This is a genomic window from uncultured Lutibacter sp., assembly GCF_947493565.1.
GTDB classification, from domain to species: domain Bacteria; phylum Bacteroidota; class Bacteroidia; order Flavobacteriales; family Flavobacteriaceae; genus Lutibacter; species Lutibacter aestuarii.
In genome coordinates this window covers 155,231-169,746 of sequence record NZ_CANLRG010000003.1, presented here as the reverse complement: position 1 = coordinate 169,746, position 14,516 = coordinate 155,231, and the positions used below count along the sequence as shown (strand labels likewise).

The window sequence follows — 14,516 nt, the reverse complement described above, 5'->3', positions numbered from 1 at the left end:
TACATTTAGAATGTTGTTTAATTATTTTGATAAATTTAATAAAAAGTTAAATATATGCGATTTAAAATAGGGGATACTGTTGCGGTTTTAGATGATGTTATTAAGGGTGAGGTAGTTGCAATAAAAAATAATAAAATTTGTATTGAATCTACAGATGGTTTTGAATTTGATTTTAATGAAAATGAATTGGTTTTAATAAAAGAAAATCAAGCAGAACTTTCTAAGTATAGTGATTTAAAAAATGAAGATTTGTTGGAAAAAATACATGAAACTTCACCTAAAAAACACACACCAAAGTTTAAATCTACCATCAAACAAGACCAAATACCTCCAATGGAAGTTGATTTACATATCAATCAGTTAATTGATTCAACAAGAGGTATGGATAAAATTGATATATTGACTTTGCAGATGGATACTGCTAAACAAAAATTAGAATTTGCTATTAGAAATAGATTTCCAAAAATTATTTTTATTCATGGAGTAGGAGAAGGAGTTTTAAAAACAGAATTGGAATATTTGTTTAAAAAATACCAGGTAGATTGGTATGCTGCTTCTTTTAAAAAATATGGTTTAGGTGCTACAGAAGTTTACATTTATCAAAATACTAAAAAGTAGTTAGTTGGTAAATGTGCCAAAATTTAAAGTTTCAAAGAAAATTCGTTCGTCATTTTTATCAAAAAACAGTAAGTTTGTAAAAGAAATATCATATTCATAAACATCTGTTTTTCCTTCTTTTAAATGGGTTGTAATATTTATAGTACCACTTTCTGCTGTTAATTCTTTAACTACTTTTGGTGTTGCTGGAGGTATTTCTTGACAAAAATAATCTGCACCAATTGCTTCTTCAAAAATTCTATAAGTAACGGGTAAAGATGAAGAAATTTCAAAAGATTTTTCTCCTTCCGTACCGCTAATTTGTTTATTGGTAAAATTTAAAATTAATGTTTCAGTTTTACTGGCGTTAGTTACATATAGTAAGTATTCACCACAGTTAGAAACTGTTTCAGAAAATTCAAAAGCAGGTACATCAAAATCTCCATCATTACAAGAAATGAATGTAGTTAGTATAATAAGCGAAATTAATTTTTTCATAATAAATATTTTCGAAACAAAAATAGCAGTTTTACTCAATTCAGCGTAATATGAAACCAACTATTTTAATTACTTTTGCAATTGATGAAAAATATTTATTTAGATAACGCAGCAACAACGCCAATATTACCCGAAATAATTGATACTATTTCTACTACAATGGCTACTGTTTATGGTAACCCTTCTTCCACACATCAAATAGGAAGAAAAGCAAGAGCCTTAGTTGAAACTGCTAGAAAAAATATTGCTAAATATTTTAATGCATCGGCAAATGAAATAGTTTTTACGGCAGGCGGTAGTGAAGCAGATAATCTTATTTTAAGAAATGCCGTAGTAAATTTAGGGGTTACTACAATTATTTCATCAAAAATTGAGCACCATGCAGTTTTACATACTATTGAAAACTTAGTTAAAGAGTTTGATATTGTGGTAAAATGGGTTGATTTAAATGAAAAAGGGGAAATTAATTATACTCATTTAGAAGAATTGCTTCAAGAAGATACTTCAAAAAAAATGGTGAGTTTAATGTATGTTAATAATGAAATTGGGAATATATTAAACTTAAAGCAGGTTTCAGATTTATGCCTACAAAACAAAGCTCTTTTTCATTCAGATACGGTTCAAGGTGTTGGTCATTTTAAAATAGATATCCAAAAAACACCGATAGATTTTTTTGTGGCAAGTGCCCACAAATTTCATGGGCCAAAAGGTGTTGGGTTTGCATACATTAAAAAAGGGTATGGTATTTTTCCAATTTTGCATGGAGGAGAACAGGAGCGAGGAGCTAGAGCAGGAACCGAAAATGTGCATAGTATTTTAGGGATGGAAAAGGCGCTGCAAATTGCTTATACTAATTTAGACAAAGAAGTAATTTACTTACAAAACTTAAAGAATTATTTTGTTAAAGAGCTTAAAAGTAATTTTCAAGGAATAGAATTTAATGGAGCGTCTGAGGATGAATTTAAAAGTAGTTATATCATACTTAACGTACGTTTTCCTAAAGAATATGCAATGCTGCTTTTTAATTTAGATATGAAGGGAATTGCAGTTTCTGGTGGTAGTGCTTGTCAAAGTGGAAGCCATAAAGGATCTCATGTACTTCATACCATTCTTTCTGAAAATGATGCTTTAAAAACGTCTGTTCGTTTTTCATTTAGTAAATTAAATACCAAAGAGGAAATAGATTACGTAATTAAAAATTTAAAAGAAATACTAAAATAATGCTTAATTATCCAATAAAATTTCAACCAATTTTAAAAGACAAAATTTGGGGAGGCGATAAACTTGTAACAAAATTAAATAAACCATCAACTTTAAATAATATTGGTGAAAGTTGGGAACTTTCTGATGTGGAAGGAGATGTTTCTATTGTTGCAAATGGAAGTTTAAAAGGAACATCATTAAAAAATTTGCTTGAAACTTACCAAGCTGAATTATTAGGAAAAAATAATTTTCTCAATTTTGGAACTAAATTTCCTTTGTTAATCAAATTTATTGATGCCAAACAAGATTTATCTGTACAAGTGCATCCAAATGATGAATTATCTAAAGCTAGACATAACTCATTTGGAAAAACAGAAATGTGGTATATTATGCAAGCGGATGAAGGAGCTAGATTAATTTTAGGATTTAATAACACAATTACATCTGAAGAGTATGTAAAGTTATTAGAAGAAAAAAAAATTATGTCAGTTTTAAATGATGTGCCTGTTAAAAAAGGTGACGCATTTTTTATTGAAACGGGTACGGTACATGCAATAGGCGCCGGTATTGTTTTAGCTGAAATTCAACAAACTTCAGATATTACCTATCGAATTTATGATTTTGATAGAGTTGATGATCAAGGAAATGAACGTGAATTACATACAGAATTGGCAGTTGATGCATTAAATTTTAGCAACAATATTGATACTAAAAGAAACTATACTTCAAAAAAAAATAATTTAAATGAAGTAGTAAAATGTGAGTATTTTAAAACAAATTATATTCCAGTTGAAGGTGATTTAGAATTAGAATACACCACAACTGATTCATTTGTGATTTTTATGTGTGTTGAAGGAAATGCGAATATATCAATTTGTGGAAATACAGAAACCATCAATTTTGGAGAAACTATTTTAATTCCAGCTTCTGTAAAAAATGTTTTAGTGGAAGGTGAATGTAAATTGTTAGAAGTAACTGTTTAAATAACGTTAACTTCAATTTCAAGAGATACGGCAAACTTATTTAAAACAGTTTGCTGTATTTTTTTTGCCAATTCATAAATTTCTTTTCCAGTAGCATTTCCATAATTAACCAAAACAAGCGCTTGTTTTTTATGAACACCAGTTTCACCAAAGCGTTTACCTTTAAAACCACATTGTTCAATCAACCAACCAGCTGGAATTTTTATTTCATTTTCAGAAACTACATAATGTGGAATTTTTGGATAGCTAGTTTTTAAAATTTGAAAATCGTTTAAAGCAACTACAGGGTTTTTAAAAAAACTTCCACTATTACCAATTTCTTTTGGATCAGGAAGTTTACTTTGTCTAATTGAAATAACAGCTTCTGAAATATTTTTAAGTGTTGGTTTCTTAATATTTTGAAGGTAATCTTTAATAGCTCCGTAACTAATATTTATGTTATGATTTTTTTTAGTTAATTTAAAAGTAACATTAGTAATAATAAATTTCCCTTTGTATTTATTTTTAAAAACAGAATTTCTATAACCAAATTCACAGTCTTTATTTGTAAAAACTGCTATTTTTCCAGTGGCAATTTCCAAAGCTTCTAATTGATGAAACGTGTCTTTAATTTCAACACCATAAGCTCCAATATTTTGAATTGGAGACGCGCCAACATTTCCGGGAATTAAAGACAAATTTTCTAAACCACCATAATTTTGAGAAATACACCAAGTTACAAAATTGTGCCAGTTTTCACCAGCTTCAGCAGTAACAAAAACAACATCACTTTTAGTATCATTAACAATAATTCCTTTTAAATTTAAGTGAACTACCAGTTTTTCAATATCTGAAGTTAATAACATATTACTTCCTCCACCCAATAAAAAGAGATCAGTTTCTTGTGTAATAATTTTTTTTAACTCTTCTATTGAAGTTATTTCAACAAAACGTTTGGCATACACATTAATGCCAAACGTATTGTATTTTTTTAAAGATATGTTTTGTTGAATTGTCAATTAATTGGCGTTGTATTTTTCAATGGCAGCTTTTAAAATTGCTACGGAGTTAATTAAATCTTCTTTTTTTAATACATAGGCAATTCTAACTTGATTTGTTCCAATTCCTTTAGTAGAATAAAATCCAGCAGCAGGAGCCACCATAACTGTTTGATTGTTTAGATTAAAATTTTCCAACATCCATTGAGCAAACTTATCGGCATCATCAACAGGTAATTCAACAACACAATAAAAAGCACCTTTAGGTTCAGCAACTTTAACACCGTTAATTTTAGACAATTCTTTAATTAAGGTGTCTCTTCTATCTTTATATTCAGCTATAACTTCATCAAAATACGATTGAGGAGTTTCTAAAGCTGCTTCACTTGCAATTTGTGCAAATGTTGGAGGGCTTAAACGTGCTTGTGCAAATTTCATAGCAGTATTTATAACGTCTTTATTTTTAGAAACTAAACAACCTATACGAGCACCACACATACTGTAACGTTTTGATACAGAATCTATAATAATAGCATGATTTTCCAGTCCAAAATTATTTAGTACAGATTGATGTTGTACATTGTCGTAAACAAATTCTCTATATACTTCATCTGCAATTAAAAATAAATCGTGTTTTTTTACTATTTCAGCTAATTTTTCAATTTCTTCTCTTGAATATAAATATCCTGTAGGATTTCCTGGGTTGCAAATTAAAATAGCTTTCGTTTTAGGAGTAATTAATTTTTCAAATTCAGAAATAGGAGGCAATGCAAAATTATTTTCAATTTTGGAAATTACGGGTATCACATTTACACCAGAAGCAGTTGAAAATCCATTATAATTTGCATAAAAAGGTTCTGGAATTATAATTTCATCACCTGGATCTGTAATACTACCCATAGCAAATAATAGAGCTTCCGAACCTCCAGTAGTAACTATTATTTCATTAGCAGTAACCTGAATGTTGTTTTTTGCATAGTAATTGGCAATTTTTGTTCTGTATTCTTCAGATCCTTCTGACCTACTGTATGCAAGAACTTCAACGGTATTGTTTTTGATAGCTTTTAATGCAACATCAGGTGTTTTAATATCTGGTTGGCCAATATTTAAGTGAAATACTTCAATTCCTCTTTTTTTAGCATTTTCTGCATAAGGAACCAATTTTCTAATTGGTGACTCAGGCATATTTTTTCCTTTATTTGATATGGTTGGCATTGGTAAGTTTTGATTAAAAAATTATATCACAAAATTGCAAAATATATTTTAAAATAAGGAACATTTAGTGTAAATTGTTAAAGGTTAAAGTTTTCATAAAAGTTAGGTATTACTTTAGTGTTTTTGTAGTTTAACTAAAAATATAAATTCATCCCATATTGCTTAAATGTTTTAAAAATATTACCATTTTAATTTTGCTATTTGGTAGTTTGTTTACAAGTACTGCTCAAAGTAAATTTGATTTTAAAAACAACTCAAAAAAGCAAACATTATCGTTTAAACTATTAAATAATTTAATTGTAATTCCAATAGAAGTTAATGGTAAAAAATTGAATTTTATTTTAGATTCTGGAGTTGGGTCAACCATATTATTTAATTTAAATGATAAAGACTCCATTCCATTACATAATTTAAAGAAAATTAAATTACAAGGACTCGGTAGTGAAGAACCTGTTGATGCTATTTTGTCAAAAGGCAATATTTTTAATATTAATAAGATAAGTGGTATAAACCAAAGTCTTTACGTGATTTTTGATGATAGCTTTGATTTATCCTCAAAATTAGGTGTTACAGTACATGGGATTATTGGTTTTGAATTATTAAAAGACTTTGTAGTAGATATTAATTATAATTCAAAACGTATAACTTTTTATGATTCTGACGCATATGAGTATAAAAACTGTAAAAAGTGCGAAATATTAAATTTAGAATTTTATAAATTAAAACCTTATATAAATGTTGGGGTTAAATTACCAACATCACCAAATAAAATAACTCCAGTTAAATTATTAATTGATTCTGGTGGAAGTGATGCAATGTGGTTATTTGAAAATAGTCATCCTGATATTTTACCTCCAAAAAAGTTTTTTGTTGATTTTTTGGGTGAGGGGCTAAGTGGTACTGTTCATGGGAAAAGAGCTAAAATTAATGCTTTAATGATTGGTAAGCATGAGTTAAAAGAGCCTACAGTTTCATATCCAGATTCCATATCAATATCTTTTGCACGTAAATTTGAAGAAAGGAATGGAAGTATGGGAGCAAGTGTTTTAAAAAGATTTAATGTTACTTTTGATTATAAAAAACAAAAAATTATTTTAAAAAGAAATAGTTCATTTAAAAATCCATTTAATTATAACATGAGCGGGATTGAGTTAGTTTATAATGGGAAAGTACTTGTAAAACAAAGGGATAATGCGAGTTTTTCATTTTCTGAAAACAATGGAAGCAGTAGAAATAATACAGTTATTTTGGACTATAAATATAAATATGCTTTTAAACCTTCTTATAAAATATTTAAAGTTCAAAATGAATCACCGGCTTTTTACGCAGGATTATTAAAAGATGATATCATAGTAAAAGTCAATGGAAAATATGCTCATGAAATGAAATTAGAAGAAATTGTTCATAAATTTTATGAGAAAGAAAATAAAAAAATAAATTTGGTTGTTGAACGTAATGCTCAACATTATGAATTTAGTTTCAGATTAAAAAATATGTTAAAATAAAAAAGCGTTCAATTGAACGCTTTTTTATACTACAATACTGTTGTTATTACTTAGATGAAACCGTAGATTTTTGTTTTACCATTGAAGACTCTGGTTTTATAACAATTCCTTTAATACGCAATCTCTTAACAGGCTCGTTTGCATTAGAATGCAACGTAATCATTTTAGAAAAACCGCCAGGTCTGTTTGTTGCATATTTAACTTCAATTTCACCAGTTTCTCCTGGCATAATTGGATCTGTAGGTTTTTTTGGCACCGTACAACCACAACTTGAATCAATTTTAGTAATTACCAATGGAGATTTACCAATATTCTTAAATTTAAAAACACGAACACCGTCAGCATTTAATTCAATTTTACCATAATCAATAACCTCAGTTTCAAACTCAAACATAGGCGCATTTGGATCTTGTGTTTTTTCAGTTTGCTTTTCTTGTGCACTCATTGAAATTGTTAACAATCCAATAAATAAAATAGTTATTATTTTTTTCATAATTTTTAAGTTTAAAGTGTAAAGTTAGTTATTTTTTTAAGCTTTCAAAATATTTTATGTTTACCCTTATAATTGTACATTTGCAAATTAGTTTACAAAAATTAGACCAAAATGAGTTTAGCTACAAAATACAATCCACAAGAAGTTGAGAATAAATGGTATGATTACTGGATGAAACATAATTATTTTCATTCTGTACCAAATGAAAAAGAACCCTATACAATTGTAATTCCACCTCCAAATGTTACTGGAGTATTGCATATGGGGCATATGTTGAATAATACCATTCAAGATGTTTTAATTAGAAGAGCTAGGCTTAAAGGGTTTAATGCTTGTTGGGTACCTGGTACAGACCATGCCTCTATTGCTACAGAAGCTAAAGTAGTTGATAAACTGAAACAAGAAGGAATTAAAAAATCAGACTTAACTAGAGATGAATTTTTAAAACATGCTTGGGATTGGACAGATAAACATGGGGGAATAATTTTAGAGCAACTTAAAAAATTAGGTGCATCTTGTGATTGGGAGCGTACTAAATTTACGATGGATGATGATTTAAATGAAGCCGTAACCAAAGTATTTATAGACTTATATAACAAAGGTTTAATTTACAGAGGTTACAGAATGGTTAATTGGGATCCATCTGCTAAAACAACCTTATCTGATGAAGAAGTTATTTTTGAAGAAAAACAAGGAAATCTATATTATGTAAACTATAAAATTGAAGGAAGTGATGAGCACTTAACTATTGCAACTACACGTCCTGAAACAATTTTAGGTGATTCTGCAATTTGTATCAATCCTAATGATGAACGGTTTAAACATCTAAAAGGAAAAAAAGCAATTGTTCCTATTGCTAACAGAATAATTCCAATTATTGAAGATGAATATGTTGATGTTGAATTTGGAACAGGTTGTTTAAAAGTTACTCCAGCTCATGATCAAAATGATAAAGTGTTAGGAGAAAAGCATCATTTAGAAGTAATAGATATATTTAATGACGATGCTACACTAAATTCTTTCGGACTGCATTATGAAGGAAAAGATAGATTTGTGGTTCGTAAAGAAATTACTAAAGAACTTGAAAAATTAGGTTGTTTAGTGAAAATTGAACAACATCTTCACAAAGTAGGTACTTCTGAACGAACAAAAGAAGTTATAGAACCTAAAATATCTGCACAATGGTTTTTAAAAATGGATACTATTGTAAAGCCAGCTTTAAAAGCGGTTTTAGAAGATGAAGAAATTCATTTTTTTCCTAAACATTATAACAATACCTACCGTCACTGGTTAGAAAATATTAGAGATTGGAACATCTCTCGTCAATTATGGTGGGGACATCAAATTCCAGCATATTTTTATGGTGATGGAGAGAATGATTTTGTGGTAGCTGCATCCATAAAGGAAGCTGTAAAAATTGCTTCAAAAAAATTAGGAAAAGAGCTTTCGGAAAATGATTTACAACAAGACCCAGATGCTTTAGATACTTGGTTTTCATCTTGGCTATGGCCAATATCTGTATTTGACGGCATTCGTTTTCCTGATAATAAAGAAATAAATTATTACTACCCAACAAACGATTTAGTTACGGGACCTGATATTATTTTCTTTTGGGTGGCACGTATGATTTTTGCAGGTTATGAATTTAGACAAGAAAAGCCATTTACAAATGTTTATTTTACTGGAATTGTACGTGACAAACAACGTAGAAAAATGTCTAAATCATTAGGAAATTCCCCTGATCCAATTGAATTAATGGAAAAATATGGAGCTGACGGTGTTCGAGTTGGAATGTTATTGTGCTCAGCTGCTGGAAACGATTTATTATTTGATGAAGAATTATGCGCACAAGGAAGAAATTTTTCAAACAAAATATGGAATGCTTTTCGTTTAATTAAAGGTTGGGAAGTATCAGAAACATTGGAACAACCTAAAGCAGCTAAAATTGCAATTGAATGGTATCAAGCAAAATTTCAGCAAACTTTAAAAGAGATAGAGAGCTCTTTTGAGCAATACCGAATTAGTGAAGCGCTAATGAGTATTTACAAATTAATTTGGGATGATTTTTCTTCTTGGTTTTTAGAAATGGTAAAACCAGCATATCAACAACCAATTGATATTAATACTTTACAAAGTGTCATCTCATTTTTAGAAGATAATTTAAAAGTACTACACCCATTTATGCCATTTTTAACAGAAGAAATTTGGCAACATATAACAAATAGAACTTCTGAAGAAGCATTAATTATTGCTGAATACCCAAAAACCATTGTGGTAAATGAAAAATTAATTAATGAATTTAAAATAGCTTCAGAAGTTATTTCAGGAATTAGAACCATTAGAAAAGATAAAAACATTGCATTTAAAAATCAGTTGGAGTTTTCAGTGTTAAATAATGATAATATTACCAATGAATTTGATGCCGTTATTGAAAAATTAGGAAACCTTTCTAAGATAAATTATGTTACTGAAAAAGTAGATGGCGCTTTGAGTTTTAGAGTAAAATCAAATGAGTACTTTATACCTATGGGATCTGATATTGATATAGATGCCGAAAAAAGTAAGTTAGAAGAAGAGTTAAAGTATACTGAAGGGTTTTTAAAGTCGGTTCAAAAAAAATTAAGTAACGAACGATTTGTAACTAATGCTCCAGAACAAGTTATTAAAAACGAGCGTCAAAAAGAAACCGATGCATTAGCAAAAATTGAAACTATAAAGGCAAGTTTAAAAAGCTTATAAACTCTAATCATTATGAAAATACCATCTACAATTGCAGCATTTATTTTAGTAGTAATCATATTCTTTTCGTGTACTATTTCAAATAATTCACTAATAAACATCAGTAATTTTAATGATAGCATTAGACAAAAACATGTGCCAGATAAAAGAGTAGCAATTTATGAGGTTGCAATTGAGAATGCAAATAATACGTTGATTTTAAGTGGTGAAACAAACCAACCTTCAGTTTTAAATATTTTACTAAAAAAACTGTCAAATGAAACTATTGATTTTAAAAATGAAGTTACTATTTTACCTAATAGTTCGGTGGGGAATTTAAAATTTGGAGTTATAAATAATTCTGTTGCCAATATTAGGTCAAACTCTAAGCACTCTGCAGAGTTAGTAACTCAAAGTATTCTTGGAACAGAATTGAATGTTTTAAAAGCTGAAGACGATTTTTATTTAATTCAAACACCTGATAGTTATATTGGTTGGGTTGACCATGGTGGATTAACACTTATGGATGAACAAGAATATTCAAATTGGAAAACAGCAAAAAAAATAATATTTACCAACACAGTAGGGACTATTTTTCAAGATAAAGACTTAAGTATTGTACTGTCTGATGTGGTTTTAGGAGCTCAATTAAAAGTGCTTGATGAATTGCAAAACTCTTATAAAGTTGAATTTCCAGATAAAAGAGTTGGATTTGTGGAAAAAGACGCATCTAAAATGTATGTAGATTGGATTCAGGCATTAGAACCTTCTGCAGAATTGATAGAAAATTATGCAAGAAACTTGTTAGGAACTCCATATTTATGGGGAGGAACATCTTCAAAAGGATTAGATTGTAGTGGTTTTGTGAAAACTATCTATTTAATGAATGGGTTTGTGATTCCAAGAGATGCTTCTCAGCAAATTTTAGCTGGTAAAACAGTAGATGAAAACCTTAAGTTTGAAGGATTAAAAAAAGGAGATCTAATGTTTTTTGGAACTAAGGCTACTGCTACAAAAAAACAAAGAGTTACTCATGTTGGAATTTGGTTAGGAAATGATAAAATGGAATTTATTCATGAATCGCAAAGGGTTAAATTGAATTCGATGAATAGAACTTCAGAAAATTATGAGCAAAGTTTAGAAGAGAGGTATTTAGGAAGTAAACGTTATTTAGGTGTACAAGATTCTTTAATTATTGATTTAAAATTAGTCAATGAATCTATTAAACTATAGCAAGTTAAACACATAAAAAAGGGAGCAAATTAATTTGCTCCCTTTTTTATAGTGAAAGTTCTTACATTTTAGAATCAATATAGTCCATAATCTCTTTTTCAATAGCACAAGTTTTCTTATAAATGTCTTTGGCTTTAGAAATAATAGCATCTGCAAAATTACGATCTTTAATATCTTTTGCATTGATGCGTACATTAAAATATGCTCCAGTTACAGCAGTTTTAGCACACAATATTCCCACACCAGCATCTGAAATAGAACTTTGCATTCCTTCTTTAACCATAGTTTTCATCACTTCCATTGAATTGTAGGCGGTTTGCATCACTTCAAAAGGAATTTCAGTTGCATATTTTGTTGCAGTTTCAATAGCTTGTTTTCTAGCTTCAATTTCTTCATTAGTAGATTTTGGCATTCTAAATCCATCAATAATTTTATTAAACGCATTGGTGTCTTCATCAACTAAAAATAGTAGTTTGTTTTTATATGCTTGTCCTTTTACCGCCCAATCTGAATAAAATTCCCATTTATCGTCCCAACCAGCTTTATGAGAAGATAAATTAGCAACCATAGTTCCTAATGAAACTCCTAAAGCACCTACATAAGCAGAAATAGATCCTCCTCCTGGAGCCATAGATTCTCCAGCGGTTTCTTCAGCAAAACCAGTTACGGTAAGGTCTACTAACTTTTTAGTATCATCTTCTAATAAATATTCAATAATTTTCTCTTTAGGATTAAAAGGTTTTAAGTCATCTAATCCAAGAGATTTTACCGCTATTTTAATTTTTTCTTCTTCAGAAATACCAAGAGATCTATGTTGTTTACGTAAAAAATAATCTCCAGCATCTAACATTGCCTTAAGAGGTATTAAACCTATTAATTCAGAGCCAGTTACACGTAAACCTCTTTCTGTTGCTGCTTTTACGGTTTCGTCAAAAGCAACGTGCATAGAAGTAATACTAATATTGGTTAAATTGTATGAAATTTGGGCAATACCATATTCTTCAATATACCATCCAATTCCTTTAACAGCTTTTAATTTTCCAGGAATTCTAACAGGTTCACCATTGGCATCCAACACTTTTTTCCCTGTAGATGGGTTTCCTTCACGTAAAATTCTTCCAGCTTCACGAATGTCAAATGCAATGGCATTAGCTCTTCTAGTTGAAGTAGTGTTTAAATTGATATTGTAAGCAATTAAAAAATCACGTGCAGAAATTGCGGTAGCACCACTTTTTGCTACAGAGGTATTAAATTCTGCAGGACCAAAATCTGGTTTCCATTCTGGTTTTACGAGTTTTTCTTTTAAACCTTCGTATTCTCCGGAACGACAGTTAGCTAAATTTTTTCTTTTTTCTTCCTTGGCTGCATTTTCATAAAAATAACCAGGTATTCCCAATTCATTCCCAACACGTTCTCCTAATTTATGAGCATATTTAGCAGCTTCTTCAAGACTTATATTAGAAATTGGAACTAACGGACAAACATCTGTAGCACCAAATCTAGGATGCTCTCCACTATGTTTATTCATATCAATTAATTCAGAAGCTTTTTTAATGAGCCTAAAAGCTGCTTCAATTACATTTTCTGGCTCACCTACAAAAGTAATTACTGTTCTATTGGTGGCCTTTCCAGGGTCAACATCTAATAACTTAACTCCTTCAACAGTTTCAACTACGTTGGCAATTGCATTAATTTTTGTGATATCTCGTCCTTCACTAATATTAGGAACACATTCTATTAATTGTTTGTTCATTTTATTCAAAATTTAATGAGTCAAATTTAATCAGTTATTTTCAAATTAAATCAATCTTTTAAAATAAATGTTACATGTTTAAGTTGTTTTAGCAATTAGTTTTATTTTTGTGCAAGACCTAAAAAAATCAAAAGAACTTATGAAAAAAGTATTGATTACAGGAATGGCCGGTTTTATTGGTCACCATTTAGCCAAATTATTGTTGAAAAACAATTACAAAGTGGTTGGAATGGATAATATTAATGACTATTATGATGTTAATTTAAAACTAGCCAGATTAACTGATTTAGGTTTTAAAACTTCTGAAATTGAATATAACAAATTACTATCGGTAGGTTTAAATTCATTTATAAAATTAGATTTAACAGATTTAGATAATTTAAAAAAGTTATTTAAAGCTCAAAGTTTTGATTATGTGGTAAATTTAGCAGCACAAGCAGGTGTACGTTATTCATTAAAAAATCCACATTCATATGTAGATAGTAATATTACCGGATTTTTAAATATTTTAGAATGCTGTAGAGCATTTCCTGTAGAACATTTAATATTTGCTTCATCAAGTTCTGTATATGGTTTAAGTGAAGAAATTCCTTTTCATGAAGATCATTGTACCGATCATCCTTTAGCAATGTATGCAGCAAGTAAAAAAGCCAATGAAATGATGGCACATTCATATGCTAATTTGTATAACATTCCTTCAACTGGATTAAGGTTTTTTACGGTTTATGGACCTTGGGGAAGACCAGATATGGCACTGCATATTTTTACCAAAGCAATAGTTGCAGATAAAGAATTTGAAGTGTTTAATAATGGTGATATGAGTAGGGATTTTACTTATGTTGGTGATATTGTTGAAAGTATTAAAAGATTGCTGCCTTTAGCACCAAAAGAAAATAACCTTAAGTTTAATCCAAAAAAACCTGTACCATCAAAAAGTTCAAAACCATATCAAATTTTTAACATTGGAAACAACAGTCCAGTTGCTTTAATGGATTTTATTAAAGCAATTGAAAAAGCGTTAGGGAAAAAGGGGAAAGTTGTTTTTAAACCTATGCAACCTGGAGATGTACAATCTACCTATGCCAATGTTGAAAGTTTATTTAACTACATCAATTTTAAGCCTCAGACTAAGCTAGAAGATGGGGTTAAGAATTTTGTAAAAAAATATTTAGAACTTAATTCATAAAGTTTTTGGTTGTTTATTAAATCATTTTTATATATTTGCCAAGTAAAATAAAAAATATGACATTTATTCAACTACATCATCATCATTTTCATACTGGCACTCAAGCGAGCTGAAAATGTATTGAATAAAGTTAAAAATATATTTAAAAACCCGTT

At 29.3% G+C, this 14,516-nt stretch carries 12 protein-coding genes; 7 read left to right on the top strand and 5 right to left on the bottom strand.

Annotated features, from left to right (window positions below):
* Nucleotides 1-54: 54 nt before the first annotated feature.
* Entirely contained in the window at nt 55-618 is a 564-nt protein-coding gene (locus tag Q0714_RS04430; RefSeq protein ID WP_298263101.1) for a DNA mismatch repair protein MutS, read from the top strand.
* Here the strand turns inward: Q0714_RS04430 and Q0714_RS04425 are convergent, their stop codons facing one another.
* The gene (locus Q0714_RS04425) at nt 619-1,095 is read right to left on the bottom strand and encodes a hypothetical protein (protein WP_298263100.1); all 477 of its coding nucleotides are present in this window, start codon (nt 1,093-1,095) and stop codon (nt 619-621) included. It abuts the gene before it with no gap.
* A gap of 84 nt (nt 1,096-1,179) precedes the next feature.
* Between Q0714_RS04425 and Q0714_RS04420 the strand changes: the two genes are divergently transcribed.
* Both Q0714_RS04420 and Q0714_RS04415 read left to right on the top strand, forming a co-directional pair.
* Entirely contained in the window at nt 1,180-2,316 is a 1,137-nt protein-coding gene (locus Q0714_RS04420) for a cysteine desulfurase family protein (RefSeq protein ID WP_298263099.1), read from the top strand.
* Nucleotides 2,316-3,281 carry a type I phosphomannose isomerase catalytic subunit gene (locus Q0714_RS04415; protein ID WP_298263098.1) on the top strand — a complete coding sequence of 322 codons (966 nt, stop codon included), beginning with the start codon at nt 2,316-2,318 and terminating at the stop codon, nt 3,279-3,281. The genes Q0714_RS04420 and Q0714_RS04415 overlap by 1 nt, the downstream gene beginning before the upstream one ends.
* On the opposite strand, the gene murB is transcribed toward Q0714_RS04415, so the two are convergent.
* Nucleotides 3,278-4,279, bottom strand: coding sequence for a UDP-N-acetylmuramate dehydrogenase (murB, locus tag Q0714_RS04410; RefSeq protein ID WP_298263097.1), 1,002 nt, complete (start codon nt 4,277-4,279; stop codon nt 3,278-3,280). The two genes, Q0714_RS04415 and murB, sit on opposite strands and share 4 nt — an antisense overlap.
* Nucleotides 4,280-5,473 (bottom strand): pyridoxal phosphate-dependent aminotransferase, encoded by a 1,194-nt coding sequence (locus tag Q0714_RS04405; RefSeq protein WP_298263096.1) that lies wholly within the window; start codon nt 5,471-5,473, stop codon nt 4,280-4,282.
* Between the two features lie 158 nt (nt 5,474-5,631).
* Between Q0714_RS04405 and Q0714_RS04400 the strand changes: the two genes are divergently transcribed.
* Nucleotides 5,632-6,978 carry a PDZ domain-containing protein gene (locus Q0714_RS04400; protein WP_298263095.1) on the top strand — a complete coding sequence of 449 codons (1,347 nt, stop codon included), beginning with the start codon at nt 5,632-5,634 and terminating at the stop codon, nt 6,976-6,978.
* Between the two features lie 46 nt (nt 6,979-7,024).
* Here Q0714_RS04400 and Q0714_RS04395 read toward each other — a convergent pair whose 3' ends face one another.
* A complete protein-coding gene (locus Q0714_RS04395) occupies nt 7,025-7,471 on the bottom strand; it encodes a DUF1573 domain-containing protein (protein ID WP_298263094.1) in 447 nt (148 codons plus the stop codon).
* A 111-nt stretch (nt 7,472-7,582) separates the two neighbouring features.
* Between Q0714_RS04395 and Q0714_RS04390 the strand changes: the two genes are divergently transcribed.
* Complete coding sequence (locus Q0714_RS04390) at nt 7,583-10,210, top strand: valine--tRNA ligase (protein ID WP_298263093.1); 2,628 nt, start codon at nt 7,583-7,585, stop codon at nt 10,208-10,210.
* 12 nt (nt 10,211-10,222) lie between these two features.
* A complete protein-coding gene (locus tag Q0714_RS04385; RefSeq protein ID WP_298263092.1) occupies nt 10,223-11,422 on the top strand; it encodes a C40 family peptidase in 1,200 nt (399 codons plus the stop codon).
* A 61-nt stretch (nt 11,423-11,483) separates the two neighbouring features.
* On the opposite strand, the gene ftcD is transcribed toward Q0714_RS04385, so the two are convergent.
* Nucleotides 11,484-13,175 carry a glutamate formimidoyltransferase gene (gene ftcD, locus Q0714_RS04380; RefSeq protein ID WP_298263091.1) on the bottom strand — a complete coding sequence of 564 codons (1,692 nt, stop codon included), beginning with the start codon at nt 13,173-13,175 and terminating at the stop codon, nt 11,484-11,486.
* Nucleotides 13,176-13,314: 139 nt separating this feature from the next.
* On the opposite strand from ftcD, the gene Q0714_RS04375 reads away from it, so the two are divergent.
* A complete protein-coding gene (locus tag Q0714_RS04375) occupies nt 13,315-14,361 on the top strand; it encodes an NAD-dependent epimerase/dehydratase family protein (protein ID WP_298263090.1) in 1,047 nt (348 codons plus the stop codon).
* Nucleotides 14,362-14,516 lie beyond the last annotated feature (155 nt).

Coding starts and splice junctions, on each gene's coding strand:
- Q0714_RS04430 (WP_298263101.1), top strand. CDS start 55: ATGCGATTTAAAATAGGGGATACTGTTGCGGTTTTAGATGATGTTATT.
- Q0714_RS04425 (WP_298263100.1), bottom strand. CDS start 1,095: ATGAAAAAATTAATTTCGCTTATTATACTAACTACATTCATTTCTTGT.
- Q0714_RS04420 (WP_298263099.1), top strand. CDS start 1,180: ATGAAAAATATTTATTTAGATAACGCAGCAACAACGCCAATATTACCC.
- Q0714_RS04415 (WP_298263098.1), top strand. CDS start 2,316: ATGCTTAATTATCCAATAAAATTTCAACCAATTTTAAAAGACAAAATT.
- Q0714_RS04405 (WP_298263096.1), bottom strand. CDS start 5,473: ATGCCAACCATATCAAATAAAGGAAAAAATATGCCTGAGTCACCAATT.
- Q0714_RS04395 (WP_298263094.1), bottom strand. CDS start 7,471: ATGAAAAAAATAATAACTATTTTATTTATTGGATTGTTAACAATTTCA.
- Q0714_RS04390 (WP_298263093.1), top strand. CDS start 7,583: ATGAGTTTAGCTACAAAATACAATCCACAAGAAGTTGAGAATAAATGG.
- Q0714_RS04385 (WP_298263092.1), top strand. CDS start 10,223: ATGAAAATACCATCTACAATTGCAGCATTTATTTTAGTAGTAATCATA.
- ftcD (WP_298263091.1), bottom strand. CDS start 13,175: ATGAACAAACAATTAATAGAATGTGTTCCTAATATTAGTGAAGGACGA.
- Q0714_RS04375 (WP_298263090.1), top strand. CDS start 13,315: ATGAAAAAAGTATTGATTACAGGAATGGCCGGTTTTATTGGTCACCAT.